The following is a 15919-nucleotide window of genomic DNA, read 5'->3' as shown; positions in this document are numbered from 1 at the left end:
TCCACGGCACGAACGGCGGTCCCGCCGGCGCCCACCGGCGCGGACGGGACCGCCGAGTCACGGCGCGTCGACGGAGATCACCTGGGCGGGGCAGCTGCCGATCGCGGCCCGCACCGCGTCGTACTGGTCGTCGTCCGGATCGTCGCGCAGCACCACGACCACCCCGTCCCGCTCGTCCTGGTCGAAGACCTCCGGCGCGCTGAACACACACATGCCGGAGGCCACGCACCGCTCGGCCTCCACCCTCACCCGCAGTGTCATCGGTCCTCCTCCGACGGCAGGACGGCGTCCCACTCCACGGCCAGCGCGGCCGGGCCGACCACCGGTGTACCCGTCTTGAACGGGATGTCGGCGAGGTCCACCGCCAGGCGCAGCGACGGGATCCGCCGGGTCAGGGTCTCCAGCACCACGCTCATCTCCAGACGCGCGGTCTGCTGTCCGACGCACTGGTGCGGCCCGTAGCCGAACCCCAGATGCCCCTGCGCGGACCGGCCGATGTCGAGGCGCTCCGGATGCTCGAAGACCGCCGGGTCACGGTCGGCGGTCTGCACGGCGAGCACGACGTAATCGCCCTTGGCCAGCGGCTGTCCGCCGATCTCCGTGTCCTCGGTGACCTCACGGGTCAGGCCGGCGGCGCCCCCGAAGTAGCGGGCGAACTCCTCGACCGCGGCCGGCAGGAGCGACGGGTCGGCCCGCAGCCGGTCCCACTCCCGGGACGCCCCGGAGTCCCCGGCTTCCCCGGACTTTCCGGAGTCCACCAGCAGGGCCAGCAGGCCATGGGTCAGCGTCGTCGCCGTTGTGTCGAACCCGCTGATCAGCAACCCGGCGCTCATCATGACCAGTTCGGTGTCGGAGAACGGCTCCGCCGACGCGGCGCTGCGTCCGATCATCCGGCTGATCGCGTCGTCACCCGGGTTCCTCCGCCGCTCCTGGACCAGCCCGTGCACATACCGGAAGAGCGGCTCCGTGCTCGCCCTGATGCCCGTCTCGCTCGTCGCCGAGCCGAACATCGCCGCCGCCGCGTCGTGGAACAGCCCCCGGTCGGCGTACGGGACACCGAGCAGGCCGCCGATGGTGGCGGTGGTGACCGGGACCGCCAAGTCGCCGTAGAACTCCGCCGACCGGCCGGCCGCCGCCAGCGCGTCGATCCGCTCGTCGACGATCCGCCGTACGACCGGGCGCAGTTCCAGCAGCCGTCTCGGCATACCGATCTCCGGGCCCAGATGGTGCCGGAAGCGCTGGTACGCGGGCCCGTCCATCCGGGTGAACTCCCCCTCGCCCACCGGGCGGTCGGGGTTCATGTGGGCCAGGACGTGCGCCGCCTGCCCGGGGCGGCTGCTGAACCGCTCCGAGTCCCCGAGCACCTCGCGGACGTCGGCGTACCGGGTGATCAGCCAGGCGGTGATGCCCGTCGGGCACCTGACCCGGATCACCGGGTCGGTCTCGCGCAGCTTCGTCATCTCCGGCGCCGGCCCGAAGGGGCATTCGTCCAGCCGGGGCGTCGGCAGCGCCGGGAGTTCTTCGGTCGGTCGTGACATGGAGACTCTCTTTCTAGAAGCGGTCGCGCAGCTCGCGGCGGAGGATCTTGCCCGCGGCGTTGCGCGGCAGCGAGTCCACGAAGGTGTAGGCCGTGGGGATCTTGTAGGGGGCCAGCAGGTCCCGCAGGAACAGCATCAGTTCACGGGCGGTGAGCCGCTCGCCCGCCCGCACCACGACACAGGCCCGCACGGCCTCGCCGCGTACCTGGTCGGGCGTCGCGACCACCGCGGCCTCGGCGACCGCCGGGTGCTTGCTGAGCGCGTTCTCCACCTCGGCCGGGTAGACGTTCTCGCCCGCGACGAGGATGACGTCCTTGATGCGGTCGTGGAGGTAGACATAGCCGTCCTCGTCGACATGGCCGGCGTCACCGGTGTGCAGCCACCCGTCGTTCAGGGCGAGTTCCGTCTCCTCGGGCCGCTGCCAGTAACCGGTCATGACGGCCGGGGTGTCGATGCGGATCTCCCCGACCCCGCCCGGCGGCAGCGGCTCCCCGGACCGGTCGACGGCCTCCACGGCGACCCCCGGGTAGGGGCGGCCCACCGCCTTGAGCCGCGGATTTCCCGGTACGTGGTCGGCCGGGGGCAGACAGACCGCGGAGGCACAGGTCTCGGTGAGACCGTAGATCTGCGCGAACTCGCAGCCCATCACGGACAGGCACTGTTCGAGCAGCGGCTCGGGGATCGGCGCGCCCCCGTAGACGACCTTCCGCAGACCCGCGAAGTGCTCCGGTCCCACCCCCGGTTCGGAGAGCAGGATGCGCAGCATGGACGGCACCACCAGCGTGGTGGTGATCCCGCCTTCGGCGATCAGCGCGAGGGTGCGCGCGGCGTCGAACCCCTGGGCCACGACATGCGCGGCGCCCGCCCGGAAGCCCTGCATGAACCACCAGGGACCACCGATGTGGTGACCGGGCAGTACCTGGAGGAGGCGGTCCTCCTCCCGCCAGTCGATCCAGTCGAGCCCGTGCCTGGCCAGCAGGTCGTTCACCGCCCAGAAGGTGTGCTGGCCGAGCACCACACCCTTGGGCCTGCCGGTGGTGCCGCTGGTGTACATCTGGGCCAGTGGTCGTCGTGAGCCGGCGGGTGCGCCGGGCGGGGTGTCCGGCCGCTCGGCCTTCCACCGGAGGAACCCGCCGGGCCGTGCCCCGTCGTCGTCGAGCGTCAGCACCGTACGCAGGGCGCCCAGCTCCAGGCCCCCGACCACCGGCAGCTTCTCCTCCTCGGTGACGAGGAGTTCGGTTCCCGAGTCGCGCAGCACGTGCTCGATCTCACCGGGTGTCAGCCGGGGGTCCACCGGGACCAGGACGGTGCCGGCGGCGGCGCACGCGAGCAGCAGGTCGTAGTAGTGCTCGGTGTCCTTGGCCAGGTACGCCACTCGGCTGCCGGGGGCGAGTCCATCGGCCAGCAGCGCGTGCGCCGTCCGGTTGCCGCGGCGGTACAGCTCCAGGAACGTCACCTCCCTGTCCCCGCACCGCACGGCGACCCGGTCGGGGCGCGTCTCGGCGTGGTGGGCCGCGGTGGCCGTGAGGGTGGGAAACCTCCGCACGGCGGGCCGTTCGGCGTCCGGGGCGTTCATCGCGTCTCCTCCGGTGTGGTCAGCCGCTGCTCGATGAACTCGGTGAGCAGGGCCACGGACGGGTGGTCGAAGACGCTCGACGTGGACAGCGGGACGCGGAACTGGAGCTCCAGCCGGTTCTTCAGCTCGACCGCGGCCAGGGAGTCCAGGCCCACCTCGAAGAACCGCGCGTCCGGCGGGACGTCGTCGGCGCCGTCGAAGTGCAGCAGATCCGCGATGGCTCCCCGCAGCACCTCGGACACCGCCTCCAAACGCTCACCGCGCGGCAGTGCCAGCAGCACCTGCGGATCGACATGGACCGTGACGTCCGCGGTACGGCGACCCACCTGGAAGTAGAGGGCGTTCGGCTGCGGCCGGGTCGCGGAGTACCGGTCCCAGTCGACCTCGGCGATGACGACCTGGGCGGCGGGCCGGTCCAGGACACGGAACAGGGCGCGGATGCCGACGGTGGGCCCGAAGAACGAGAAGCCCTGGTCCTCCACGTTCGCGATGTGCCGCGCTTCCATCCCGCTGGCCAGCCCGACGTCGCCCCAGGCACCCCAGTTGACGCTCAGGGCGGGCAGGGCCGCGGCGCGGCGCCGGCACATCAGCGTGTCGAGGAAGCTGTTCCCGGCCGCGTAGTTCGCCTGTCCCCGCGAGCCGACGACCGACGCCACGGACGAGTAGCCGACGAAGAACCGCAACGAAGGGAAGTGCTCGGTCGCCCGGTGCAGCAGCCAACTGCCGTACACCTTCGACCGGAACACCGTGTCGACGCTCTCCCACGTCTGCGCCGCGACCGGGGCGTCGGCGAGTACGCCGGCCGCGTGGACGACTCCGCCGAGGGGACGGGGGAGAGCGCCGAGGGTCTCCGTGATCCGGCGGACGTCGGCCGGGTCGCCGATGTCCCCGGTGAGGGGGGTGACCTCGATGCCGGGCCCGAGGCGCGCCCGGAGCGCGTCCAGTGCCTCGGGCGCCGGAGCGCGCCGCCCCAGGAGCGCCACATGGCGGGCTCCCAGATGGACGAGGCGCTCCGCCACGACTTGGCCGAGCGCGCCGAAGCCACCGGTGATCAGATAGGTCTCGTCGGGCCGGACCGCGGTGTCGGCCGCCGTCGCGGCGGCGGGTTCGCCGAATCCGATGACGACCTTGCCGATGTTGGCGCCCCTGCTGAGCACACTGAAGGCTTCCTCGACCTCGTCGAGGGTGTACGCGGTGGTGGGAAGGGGCGTCAGCTCGCGGCCGTCCACCCGCTTCATCACACCGCCGAGCACCTCACGGGCCAGCCGCTGGGCCTGAGCGGGGTCATAGACACCGAAATCGACCGTGTGGTACGTCACGTCGGGCCGTTCGCGGCTCATCTCCTGCGCGGTCCAGGCACTCATCGTGCCCAGTTCGACGAACCGGCCGCCCTCGGCCAGCGCCCGGACGCTCTCCTCGATGAACTCCTGGGCCAGGCTGTTGAGGACGATGTCGACGCCCGCCCCGCCGGTCGCCGCGAGGATCTCGTCGGCGAAGTCCGGGGTGCGCGAGCTCGCCAGCCGGGTCACACCCTGGGAGCGCAGCAGCGGCCACTTGTGCGGGCTCGCCGTGGCGAAGATCTCCGCTCCCGCCAGCTTCGCGAGCTGGACCGCGGCCTGGCCGACACCGCCCGCGGCGGCGTGGATCAGGACCCGGTCACCCGGTTTGATCCCGGCCAGGTGGTGCAGCCCGTGGTGGGCGGTGAGGAACGCGGTGGGCAGGGCCGCCGCCTCGGCGAACGACAGATGCGCCGGTTTCCGGGCCGCCATCGCTGACGCGCACGTCACCCGCTGCCTGAAGCAACCCGGATGGGCGAGGACGACCTCGTCACCCACGGAGAACTCCGCGTCCGGACCGACCGCCGTCACCACACCGGCGCACTCCAGACCGAGCGGCAGCGCCGTGTCGTCCAGTCCGGACGCCCTCGCGTGCTCCCGGTGCAGACCGAGCACGTTGAGGACGTCCTTGAAGTTGAGACCCGCCGCGTGGACCCGTACCTGGATCTCGTCCCCCTCGGGGGCGGGCGAATCCTGGAGCGGCACCGGGACGACGCCGTCGAGCCGCCCGTACTCCCTGATGACCAGCTCGACGTCCGTACGCGGACCGCCCGTCCCGGTGTACACCCGTCGCACATGGCGCAGCCCGGAGCGGTAGGCGATCTGGTACTCGGCCGAGTCGGGCGCCGACCACTCCGCGGGCAGCCGGCTCAGATCGTGCCCACCGCCGGGCAGGTCCACCAGCGTCACCCGGTACGCCGGGTACTCCGTCCACATGACCTGGCCGAAGCCCCAGAGCGTCGCCGCCGCCGGGGGCACCCCGGTGTCCCAGGCGCTGTCGCCCGGCACCCACTGGCCGCCCTCGGTGATCAGCCAGAGCCGCTGACCACCGCCGAAGCCCGCCGCGTCCAGACCGTCCCGCAGGGCCAGCAGGTCGCGGTAGTTGCGTTCGCACTCGGCCCGCAGCCCGGCCGCGTCCCCGTCCCCGCCGTCCGGCACGGAGCCGGTACCGCGCCAGAACCAGCACACGTCGGTGGGCCGCTCCGCCAGCAGCGGCAGGGCCTGCGCCGCGTCGGCCGCGACCGTCAGCTCGGCGTTCTGCCCGGCGGCGGCCTCGGCGAGTCCGGCGAGGCCCTCCGGTCCGGCACCGACGAGCAGCACACGGCGCGGCTCGCGGTTCTCCGAACGCAGGGACCGCTTCACCCAGCGCACCTCGGAGTACATCCGCTCCCGGTCGGGAGCCGCGTTCGCCACCCGGCGCAGCGCCAGGCCCTCCAGTACGAAGACGGCGCGGTCCCCGTCCAGGATCAGCAGATCCGCGCGGGGCAGGTCGTCCGGGTCCGTGACCGGGGCGCGGCGCAGCACGCTGCGCAGTGCGGCGCCGCGCGGCTTCCGCAGCAGCCGGCAGCGGCGGAAGCCGACCGGCATGGCGACCGCGTCCCCCTCCCGCGACAGCGCGGCGAGGGTCTGGAACGCGCAGTCCAGCACGGCCGGTGGCAGCAGCTCGGCGGGGGCGGCGGAGACGCCGCGCACCGTGCCCACCACGAGCTCGTGGCCGTGGAGACCGACATGTTCCAGGCCCCGGAACCCCGGACCGTAGTCGACGCCCAACTCGGCGAATTCCGCGTACAGGTCGTCCGACCGGTACTCGGTCCGCGGTGGGCCCGCGGCGTCGGACGCGCCGCGCAGTTCACGCTCGGTGGCCGCCAGCGGCTCCCCGCCCCCGGCGTCCCCGTCCACGGCGATGGTGGCGGTGACGTGGAGCCTCTCCAGCGCGGACCGGTCCCCGTCCTCCGGCTCGGCGAGACTGACGATGTCGACCCCGGCCGTGCCGTCCTCCCGCGTGTACAGCCGGGTACGGACCTCGGTGGCCGCGGTCTCGTCGAGGAACAGCGCCTCATGGATCGTCACACCGGTCATCGGCAGGCCGCTCTCGCCGTGGACGGCGTCCTGGAGGGCCAGCAGCATCTCCAGATAGCCGGCCCCCGGGAAGACGACCTTGCCCATCACCTTGTGGTCGGCCAGGTACGCGGGCTGTCCGGCGCCCAGCCGGGACGCGAACTCCCGTGTACCGGCCGCGCGTTGTTCGTCGGTACTGATCTCCCGCCCCAGCAGGGGGTGAGTGTCGCCGCCCGTGCGCAACGGCGCGGCGGCGGCCTCCGGGAGCCAGTGCCGCTTGCGGTCGAACGCGTAGGTGGGCAGGGTCATCACTCGCCGCGGGCGACCGTGGTGCGCCGCCCAGTCGACCGGCGCCCCGCTCACGTACAGCTGCGCGAGGGACTGCCGTACGACGGTGGCGTCGGTGTCCTCGGAGTGCAGGCTGCTCAGCCAGAGGTGTTCGTCGGCGGGCAGACACTGCTTGCCCATGCCGATCAGCTCGGTGGCCGGGCCGATCTCGACGAAGGCGTGCCGCCCCCGGGCCGCGACGGCGCGCAGACCGTCCGCGAACATCACCGGTTCGAGGAGGTGACGGGCCCAGAAGTCGGCGGAGGCGAGTTCGCCGGGCGCCGCGACCGCTCCCGTCAGATTGGACACCAGGGTGAACCGCGGCTCGTGGAAGGTGAGTCCGGCGACGACCTCGCGGAGCCGCTCGGCGGCCCCGGCCATCAGCGGGGAGTGCGAGGCGCAGGAGACCGCGAGGCGCTTGGTCCTGATCCCGCGCTCCCCGAGGACCTCGACGACCCGCGCGAGGGACTCCTCGCCCCCGGAGATCACGATCTGGTTCGTGCCGTTGACGGCGGCGAGCGAGAGGTCGGGGCGCTCGGCGAGCAGCGGGGCGACCTCGTCGGTGGTGGCCTCGACGGCGGCCATGGCTCCCGGCGGTGACTCGTGCATCAGCTCACCGCGCGCCGCCATCAGGGTGACGGCGTCCTCCAGCGAGAAGACCCCGGCGACGGTGGCGGCCACGATCTCGCCGATGCTGTGGCCCGCCACGACGGACGGGGTGATGCCCCAGGACATCCACAGCTCCGCGACCGCGTACTCCAGCGAGAACAGCGCCGGCTGCATGTAGCGGATCTCGTGGATGAGTTCAGCGTCGCCGGCGTCACCGAGGACCATGTCCCGCAAGGACCGGCCCAGATGGGGGGAGAACAGCCGGTCGCAGGTGTCGAGCCGGTCCCGGAACACCTCGAACCGCTCGTACAGCGGGCGCCCCATGCCCACGTACTGCGAACCGCCGCCGGAGAAGAGGAAGGCGACCTTCGCGGTGTCGGGGTTCCTGCCGGTCCGGGTGGCGCGGGTACGGCTCCGGTCGAGCAGCCGGGCCACGTCGTCCTGGTCACGCACCACTCCAGCGACGCGCAGCGGGAAATGCGCCCGGCCGACACCGGCGGCGGCGCACAGCTCGCCGACGTCCAGCTCCGGGTGGTCGGCGAGCAGTTCCTGATAGCGCTGGATCTGGCCCCGGAGCGCCGGAGCGGTCTTCGCGGACAGCGCGAGGACATGCGGCCCCTCGGGCGCCGCGCGTCCGGTGTCCTCCTCGTCCTCCTCCGCGGGCGGCTCGGCCGGTGCCTCCTCCAGGACGACCGAGGAGATGGTGCCCGCGAAGCCGAAGGAGTTGACCACGCCGCGACGGGTCGGCGCCTTCCAGGGCCGCAGCGTCGTCGGCACGGTCACCGGGGCCGTGTCCCAAGGGATCTGCCGGGAGGGGGTGGTGAAGTTCAGATGCGGGAAGATGGTGGCTTCCCGGAGTTGGAGCGCGGTCTTGACGAGCCCGCCGATGCCCGCGGCGGCCTCCATGTGCCCCAGGTTGGTCTTGAGGGAGGCGACGGTCACGGGGGCGCCGGGGGAGTGCGACCGGCCGAACACGGAGCTGATGGCGCCCATTTCGATGGGGTCGCCGAGCGAGGTGCCCGTTCCGTGGGCCTCGACGTAGGAGATGTCGGAGGGGGTGAGCCCCGCGCTGTCGATCGCCCGGCGCATGACGCTCTCCTGGGCGGCCCCGTTGGGCACCATCAGCGCGCTGCTCTCACCGTCCTGGCCGACGGCGGAGCCCCGGACCACGGCGTAGACACGGTCGCCGTCCCGCCGGGCGTCGGAGAGCCGTTTCAGGGCGATCATCGCCCCGCCCTCACTGCGGCAGTAGCCGTCGGCGGAGTCGTCGAACGTCTTGCAGATCCCGTCGGGGGCGAGCATCTTCGACTGCGAGGCGATGATGTGCCCGCGCGGGCTGTGGATCGTGTTGACGCCACCGGCCAGTGCGATGCCGCACTCGCCCGAGCGAAGCGCCCGCGCCGCGAGGTGGACGGCGACCAGGGACGCGGAACAGGCGGTGTCCACGGTGATGCTGGGGCCGCGCCACCCGAGGAAGTAGGAGATGCGGCCGGAGACCGCGCTGTGCGCCATGCCGGTGCCGATGTAGCCGTTCAGTTCCGCCACGGGCAGCGCCATCATCTCGGCGGCGTAGTCCATGTTGCTGACGGCGACATAGACGGCGCCGTCACCGTGGCGCAGCCCGGTGGGGTCGATGCCCGCGTCCTCCAGGGCCTCCCAGGCGACCTCCAGGGCGAGCCGCTGCTGGGGGTCGATGTAGTCGGCCTCCTTCGGCGAGACGTTGTAGAACTTCGCGTCGAAGTGGTCCGGTCTGTCGAGGAATCCGCCCTGTGCGCACCGCATGGTGCCCTTGGCCTCGGGGTCGTCGGACGTCAGGCCCTCGGGGTCCCAGCGGTCGGTGGGTATCGGCCCCAGACCGGACCGTCCGGCACGCAGGAATTCGGTGAGTCCGTCCGGTGTGTCGTTGGCGCCGGGCAGCCGCAGCCCGATACCGACAATGGCGACAGGCTCGTCGTAGGTGGTGGGCAAGGCTCCTACCTCCGGTCGGCCGGACGGCCGGAGGGGCCGGGCGGCTGAGTGGGCTGCTGACGGGAGTACGGGGTCACGCGGGGGCCGCGACGGCCGGGCGCGGGTTCTTCAGGGCGAGGCGTACGGTGCCGTGGGAGGCCGTCTTCTCGTCCTCGCCGTACCGGCAGGTGGTGTGCAGGATCAGCAACCGGCCGTTCCCGCCGTCGCGTTGGACGACATCCACGATGTCGAGCTCACCCCAGAAGTGCCGGCCGCGCATGGCGCGGCGGAACGTGCTGCGGAAATCGACGATGAACATGTCGGGGAGCTGCCGCGTCCAGTAGTCCTCCATGGTCCAGTCGGCGAAGGCGCGGACCAGCCGCTCCTTGACCGCCTTGGCCATGATGAAATAGATCATCTGGTTGAAGCAGAGGTTGAACTCGACCGCGTTGAAGTGGCCGGTGTCGTCGATGTAGCAGGACTCCGGGATATGGAATCGGCCGCGCACGCCGACCTGTCCGCCTTGGTCCGCGGGGTCGCCCTTGGCCGTCACGACCGTCGAGGTCAGATACCGGCAGTGGGGTTTGTACACCCGCAGCGTTCGCTCCAGCAGGTCCTCGTCATGGCCGAACTGCACGTCGCCCCCTCAGCCGATGCCGGGATAGAAGTCGTACTCGTCGTGCACGGTCACCCGGAAGGAGACGGTCGGCTCCGGGTTCACCGTGTGCAGGGCCCGGTGGACCAGACTCCGGTTGTCCCACAGGAGCAGGTCGCCCTTCTCGAAGGTCTGGAGGTGGATGTTGTCGTGCGTGAACGTGGTGTCGGCCTGGCCGCACGCCGCGAACAGCTCGTCCAGCAGGCCCTGCCTGAGTTCGTCGCCGGCGGCGTCCTCCAGCCGGTAGGTGACGGCCTCGCTGATGTAGAGCACCTGCTCACCGGTGACCGGGTGGGTGAAGACGGTGGGGTGCGCGGCGGCCGGTGTGACCGACTCGATCTCGGCGAGGACCTCGGAGATCGGGCGGTAGACATCGGTGGGCCGGATCTTGAAGTAGCGGCGCACGCTGTTCAGACCGCGGCTGCCGCGGATCTCCGCCTTCAGTTCGGCGGGCAGGTTCTCGTAGGCCCGCGCCATGTCGATGAAATACGTGCCGCGGTGCCGCTGTGGCACGACTTGCGGGTATATCAGCGTCAGTCCGAAAGGGCGCGGCATGAACGAGTAGTCGTGGTGCCAGAATTTCCCGGTCTGCGGCACCCCGACCTGGGCCCCGTCCTCCTTCACGTTCGAGGAGACGAAGATTTCCTTGTGCTCGGGGTGGTGGTACATCGGCTGGTAATAGGTCTCCACCTCGCCGAGCCGCCTACCGAATTCCACGAACTGGGCAGGCGACAGACGCTGGTTGCGGAGGACCACGATCCGGTCGGTGTAGACGAGTTGTTTGAGTGCGGTCAGATCTTCCGCCGCAGCGGTCATGGCATCGAATTCGTCCACATGGACACCGATGCGTGCGTCTTCCTGCGGGATGGTGATCATGGGTAACCTGCTTGCCGGGTTCGGGATGTGAAATATGCCGGAAATCTAAGAGGCGCCTGTGCGGGACGACAGCCTCGGGCGCTCGGTTAGGGGGGTCCGCCGTCGGTATAGGGGGCGGAGAGGGGGGCGAGCCGGTGCACGAAGGCGGGAGCCGGTGCGATCCGGTGGTGAACCGGCCCGGCCGCGGTCGCCCGTTCCGGGCGGTGCCGGCCCGGGTGCCCGGGCGATGTGGTGCTTCCCCCGGACGCTGCTCGGGCCGGACCCCCGGTGTCCGGGTGATCCGGCCCGCGCCGAGCCGATCTCTACGGGCCCGCGGGCCCGTACGGTGCCGTCGAGCGACGCCGCGGTCCCCGCGGCGTCCTCTCAAGGGCCGTGTCGGTCACGCCGCGGTGGCGATTTCGAGCCGCTCGTCGTTGACGAGGATCGCCCGCTGCATCTCGCGCAGGGCCCGGCAGGGCTCCAGGCCCAGTTCCTCGTTGAGGATGTTCCGTGCGTGCTGGTAGACGCGCAGCGCGTCGGCCTGCCGCTCGGAGCGGCTGAGGGCGAGCATGAGCTGACGGTAGAACGCTTCCCGCAGGGGGTGTTCGGCCGTCAGCGAGTAGAGACGGCCCACCAGTTCGAGGTGGCGGCCGAGACTGAGCTGGGCCTCCACGAGCAGCTCGGTGCACTCCAGCCGGGTCTCGTGGGTCCAGGCGGTGAATCCCTCCAGGGCCGGTCCGCCGTGGAGCTCACCCAGCACGGGGCCCCGCCACAGGGCGAGCGCGCTCTCGAAGGAGGCCGAGGCGTCGGTGTACTGACTGGCCTTCATGGATTCGCGGCCCTGGTGCATCAGCGCCTGGAACTGGTGGACGTCGATCTCGTCGTCGCCGAGGTTCAGGATGTAGCCGGGAGGCTGGGTCAGGATGGGGCTCTCCGCCCGGTCGGGCCGGGTCAGGAACTTCCGCAGCTGCGAGATGTACACATGGATGCCGGCGGTGGCCCGGCGTGGTGGATTGGTGCCCCAGATCTCCGTGATCGCCTCGTCTATCGAAACGACCTGCTTCGCCCTGATGAGCAGCAGGGTGAGCAGGACCTGCATTTTCCTGGCGTTGATGAAGTAACTGCCGTTTTCGTCAGTCACTCGCAGTGGCCCAAGTATCTCGTACTTCATACGAGCCTCTTCCTGATTGATCGCTTCCTGAGATGACGGCGTCGGCCGAGTGCCGTGGGCGTCATCGCCCACGGCACTCGACCAACTCCCCCGTGTGTCTTCGCCCCAGGACAGTCGAGGCGGCGCACACCCCGGCTCCGTTTCGCACGGTGAGGGGGTGTGGCGAGAAGGACACTAGGAGACGGGAAGGCGCGCTCATAACCCCTACCCCCGCCCCTAGTCGGGCCCAAGGCCCCCTTAAGGATCGTGACTGTCCGTCAGCCTTGTTACGCGTATGTTTCAGGGTCCTGAACCCGTGCCGTGCCGGGGGCCGGGGGGTGCCCGGCACGGCACGGGGGACGGGTGCGGGGAAGGAGCGTGGGGCGGGGCCCGGAGCTCCGCCGGCCCGCCTCTCCCGGTGTCGGCTGCCCGGGGCGGGGTAACTCCGTTGATACGACTGGTAGTTGCCAGCACTCACACATTTCACAAATTCGCTGATGTTTGATATATGTTGAGAGTGATGAACTCCATTCATGTGTCGAACCTGGTGAAGACGTTTGGTCCGGTGCGAGCACTCGACGGGCTGGACCTGACAGTTGCCAGAGGGGAGGTGCACGGCCTCCTCGGCCCGAACGGCGCGGGCAAGTCCACGACGATCCGCATCCTGCTGGGTCTGCTGCGGGCCGACTCCGGCACCACCGAACTGCTTGAGGGCGACCCCTGGGCCGACGCGGTCGGACTGCACCGCAGACTCGCCTATGTGCCCGGAGACGTGAACCTCTGGCCGAACCTGTCGGGCGGTGAATCCATCGATCTGCTCGGCAAGTTGCGCGGCGGGATCGACAAGGGCCGCCGTGACGAGCTGCTGGAGCGGTTCAAGCTCGATCCGACGAAGAAGTTCCGCACCTACTCCAAGGGGAACCGCCAGAAGGTGGCCCTCGTCGCCGCGCTGGCCTCGGACGTCGAGCTGTTCATCTTCGACGAGCCCACCTCGGGCCTCGACCCGCTCATGGAGTCCGTCTTCCAGGAGAGCGTCCTGGAGATCAAGAACGCCGGGAAGACCGTCCTCCTCTCCAGTCACATCCTGGCCGAGGCCGAGGTGCTGTGCGACCGGGTGAGCATCATCCGCGACGGCCGCACCGTGGAGTCGGGCACCATGAGCGAGCTGCGCCACCTCACCCGGATGACCATCTCCGTACAGACCGAGCGTGAACTCGACGGCCTGGAGGGGCTGGCGGGCGTGCACGACCTCAAGAGCGACCACGACGGTGTGCACTTCGACGTCGACACCAGCCACCTCGACGCGGTGCTGCGCCACGTCACCCAGTACGGGGTCCGCTCCCTCACCAGTACGCCGCCCACCCTGGAAGAGCTCTTCCTGCGGCACTACGGCGACGAGCTGCCCGGTCAGAGGTCAGAGGTCGGAGCCAAGCTGTGAGCTTCACCGGAACGGGAAACCTGCTACGGCTCGCGCTGCGCCGCGACCGCATCCAACTGCCGGTGTGGATCGTCGCCCTGACGCTCGTCACGTCGTCGACGGTCTCCGGTGTCATCAGCCTGTACGCGAACGAACAGGAACGCGTCAGCGCCCAGCAGGCCGCGGCCGAGAACGCCGTCGCCCTGGTCTTCAACGGCCTGGTCTCCGGTACCAGCGAAGGCGCCACCGCGATGACGCAGGCGCTGCTGCTCGTCCTGGTCGCCGCCGCACTGATGAGCTCACTGGCCGTCGTACGGCACACCCGGCAGAACGAGGAGACCGGCCGGGCCGAGCTGATCGGCTCCTCCGTCGTCGGCCGGCACGCCGCCCTTACCGCCGCGCTCATCCTCGCCGTACTGGCCAACGTGGTGCTGGCGCTCGTCACCACCGTGACGCTGATCGGCAGCGGACTGTCGGCGGGCGGCTCCCTCGCCGCCGGCGCCGCCATCGGCGCGGTCGGCATCGCCTTCGCCGGTGTCGCCGCCGTGACCGCGCAGATCTGGGAGAGCTCACGCGCCGCGAACGGCGCCGCCGCCGCCTTCCTCGGACTCGCGTTCCTGCTGCGCGCGGTCGGCGACGCCGCCGGCACGCTCAGCGAGAACAGCACCCGCGTGTCGAGCTCCTGGCCGTCCTGGCTGTCGCCGATCGGCTGGGGCCAGCAGATCCGCCCCTACGACGACAACGCGTGGTGGGTGCTGATCCTGCCGCTCGCCGCCTTCGCCGGCCTGGTCGGCGCTGCCTTCGCGCTGACCAAGGTGCGGGACGTGGGCATGGGCCTGCGGGCCGTCAAGCTCGGTCCGCCGAGCGCCGCACCGTCCCTGCTCAGCCCGTTCGGCCTGGCCTGGCGGCTCCAGCGCGGTGCCCTGATCGGCTGGGCCGCGGGCGTCGTGATCATGGGCTTCTCCTTCGGAGCCGTCGGAGACGAGATCAACGACCTCGTCGGTGACAGCGACCGCACGGCCGAGATCGTCGAACAGTTGGGCGGCGCCGGCTCGCTGGTGGACTCCTATCTCTCGGCGACCGTCGGACTCCTGGGCCTGGCCATCGGTGCCTACGCGGTGCAGCTGCTCAACCGGATGCGCTCCGAGGAGACCACGGGCGGCCTCGAATCCCTGCTCTCCACCGCAGTCAGCCGGTACCAGTGGCTGATCAGCCAGATCGCCTGCGCCGTCATCGGCATAGTGCTCCTCACCCTGCTCAGCGGGCTGAGCGCCGGGCTCGGCTACGGCATCGCCGCCGGCGACATCGGTGGCGGGATCGGCGATCTCACCGCCGCCGCGCTGGTACGGCTGCCCGCCGTACTGGTCCTGGCCGGTGTCACCGTCGCCGTCTTCGGGATGCTGCCGCGGCTGTCGGTGGTACTGCCGTGGGCCGTCTTCGCGATCTGTCTGCTGATCGGTCAGGTGGGCGCCGCGCTGGACCTTCCGGAAGCGGTGCTGGACATCTCGCCGTACAGCCATGTCCCGCAGATGCCCTCCGCGGAGTTCGCCGCCGGGCCCGTACTGGTCCTGCTGGTCATCGCGGCCCTGCTCATGGCCGGTGGCGCCGCGCTCTTCCGGCGGCGCAACCTGAGCATCTGACCGCCCGGGTCGCACCGGAGGGCCGGACCGTCCACGGCGGTCCGGCCCTCCGGCGCGGGACGGCGGAGAGGGGTACCCCCCTCAAGGCATGGCGAACCGCGGCAGGGGGTACCCCTGTTCGGCAGTCACAGCGGGGGGAGGGGGAGGCGGCGGGCCGGGAACAACACGGCCGGGTTGAAAGGGAGTCGGCCTCGCGACTCCGGCGATACGCGCTCCCACCCCGGCGCACTCCGGAGTGGGAGAGGAGGACGCTACTTCTCCGTCACCCCGTGCCGGCCACTGGACTCCTGCCAGCGGCGCAGCATGTCAGCGACCTCGGTCCTGACGAACTCCATGAACCTGCGCGTCTCGTCCAGCCGCTGCGCACCCGAGGAGTCCGGGCCCAGCGCGTCGGAACCGGCCGCGAGCAGGTCTTCCATCTGAAGGAACGCCTCGTCCCTGCGGGCGAACATCTCGTACCAGCCCTCGTCGTGCAGGCGGTAGTTGTCGCGCCGCTGACCGGGCTCGCGGTCCTTGGAGATGAGCCCCACCTGCTGGAGGTACTGCACCGACTGCGAGACGGCGGCCAGGCTCACCTGAAGGGTGTCGGCGAGCTCACGGGAGGTCAGACGGCCCTTCTCGGAGATGAGCACCGCCACGAACACACGGGCGGCCATACGCGGGAACGCGAACGCGGACAGGCTCAACGCGAAACGCTCGACGAATTGGGCGACCGCCGCGTCCTGGGTCGCCTCGGTATCGGGCAAGGCCGGCATATTTCGTCCTCTCTTGTCGGTACCTCGTACCATAATCCACTATCTGCTAGAACTT

Annotated in this window: 10 protein-coding genes; 2 read left to right on the top strand and 8 right to left on the bottom strand. The window is 70.8% G+C overall.

Going from position 1 to position 15919, the window contains the following annotated elements; all coding sequences use genetic code 11:
• Nucleotides 1-57: 57 nt before the first annotated feature.
• The 7 genes from ACZ61E_RS11800 to ACZ61E_RS11770 all read right to left on the bottom strand — a co-directional run bounded on the left by ACZ61E_RS11800 (nt 58) and on the right by ACZ61E_RS11770 (nt 12073).
• Nucleotides 58-261: a ferredoxin gene (locus tag ACZ61E_RS11800; protein ID WP_469699427.1), complete on the bottom strand. Its 204-nt coding sequence runs from the start codon at nt 259-261 to the stop codon at nt 58-60.
• The gene (locus ACZ61E_RS11795) at nt 258-1538 is read right to left on the bottom strand and encodes a cytochrome P450 (RefSeq protein ID WP_469699426.1); all 1281 of its coding nucleotides are present in this window, start codon (nt 1536-1538) and stop codon (nt 258-260) included. Before ACZ61E_RS11795 ends, ACZ61E_RS11800 begins: the two co-directional genes overlap by 4 nt.
• Nucleotides 1539-1551: 13 nt before the next feature.
• Nucleotides 1552-3114 carry a long-chain-fatty-acid--CoA ligase gene (locus ACZ61E_RS11790; RefSeq protein WP_469699425.1) on the bottom strand — a complete coding sequence of 521 codons (1563 nt, stop codon included), beginning with the start codon at nt 3112-3114 and terminating at the stop codon, nt 1552-1554.
• On the bottom strand, nt 3111-9413 hold the full coding sequence (locus tag ACZ61E_RS11785) for a type I polyketide synthase (RefSeq protein ID WP_469699424.1): 6303 nt from the start codon (nt 9411-9413) through the stop codon (nt 3111-3113). Before ACZ61E_RS11785 ends, ACZ61E_RS11790 begins: the two co-directional genes overlap by 4 nt.
• 73 nt (nt 9414-9486) lie before the next feature.
• Nucleotides 9487-10029 carry an FcoT family thioesterase gene (locus ACZ61E_RS11780; protein WP_469699423.1) on the bottom strand — a complete coding sequence of 181 codons (543 nt, stop codon included), beginning with the start codon at nt 10027-10029 and terminating at the stop codon, nt 9487-9489.
• A gap of 9 nt (nt 10030-10038) precedes the next feature.
• Entirely contained in the window at nt 10039-10923 is an 885-nt protein-coding gene (gene scoE / locus ACZ61E_RS11775) for a (3R)-3-[(carboxymethyl)amino]fatty acid oxygenase/decarboxylase (RefSeq protein WP_469699422.1), read from the bottom strand.
• Nucleotides 10924-11302: 379 nt separating this feature from the next.
• Nucleotides 11303-12073 carry an AfsR/SARP family transcriptional regulator gene (locus ACZ61E_RS11770; RefSeq protein ID WP_469699421.1) on the bottom strand — a complete coding sequence of 257 codons (771 nt, stop codon included), beginning with the start codon at nt 12071-12073 and terminating at the stop codon, nt 11303-11305.
• Between the two features lie 499 nt (nt 12074-12572).
• Between ACZ61E_RS11770 and ACZ61E_RS11765 the strand changes: the two genes are divergently transcribed.
• Entirely contained in the window at nt 12573-13490 is a 918-nt protein-coding gene (locus ACZ61E_RS11765; RefSeq protein ID WP_187280319.1) for an ABC transporter ATP-binding protein, read from the top strand.
• On the top strand, nt 13487-15109 hold the full coding sequence (locus tag ACZ61E_RS11760) for an ABC transporter permease (protein ID WP_469699420.1): 1623 nt from the start codon (nt 13487-13489) through the stop codon (nt 15107-15109). The genes ACZ61E_RS11765 and ACZ61E_RS11760 overlap by 4 nt, the downstream gene beginning before the upstream one ends.
• A 251-nt stretch (nt 15110-15360) precedes the next feature.
• Here the strand turns inward: ACZ61E_RS11760 and ACZ61E_RS11755 are convergent, their stop codons facing one another.
• Nucleotides 15361-15855 (bottom strand): GbsR/MarR family transcriptional regulator, encoded by a 495-nt coding sequence (locus ACZ61E_RS11755; RefSeq protein WP_469699419.1) that lies wholly within the window; start codon nt 15853-15855, stop codon nt 15361-15363.
• Between the last annotated feature and the right edge of the window lie 64 nt (nt 15856-15919).

Source organism: Streptomyces sp. NPDC104581 (assembly GCF_055583685.1).
Note: the sequence above shows the minus strand (reverse complement) of the source record. Positions and strands in the feature narration are given on the sequence as shown.

Bases quoted from the DNA above. Each gene is read 5' to 3' on its own strand.
- ACZ61E_RS11800 (WP_469699427.1), bottom strand. From the start codon at position 261: ATGACACTGCGGGTGAGGGTGGAGGCCGAGCGGTGCGTGGCCTCCGGC.
- ACZ61E_RS11795 (WP_469699426.1), bottom strand. From the start codon at position 1,538: ATGTCACGACCGACCGAAGAACTCCCGGCGCTGCCGACGCCCCGGCTG.
- ACZ61E_RS11790 (WP_469699425.1), bottom strand. From the start codon at position 3,114: ATGAACGCCCCGGACGCCGAACGGCCCGCCGTGCGGAGGTTTCCCACC.
- scoE (WP_469699422.1), bottom strand. From the start codon at position 10,923: ATGATCACCATCCCGCAGGAAGACGCACGCATCGGTGTCCATGTGGAC.
- ACZ61E_RS11770 (WP_469699421.1), bottom strand. From the start codon at position 12,073: ATGAAGTACGAGATACTTGGGCCACTGCGAGTGACTGACGAAAACGGC.
- ACZ61E_RS11765 (WP_187280319.1), top strand. From the start codon at position 12,573: ATGAACTCCATTCATGTGTCGAACCTGGTGAAGACGTTTGGTCCGGTG.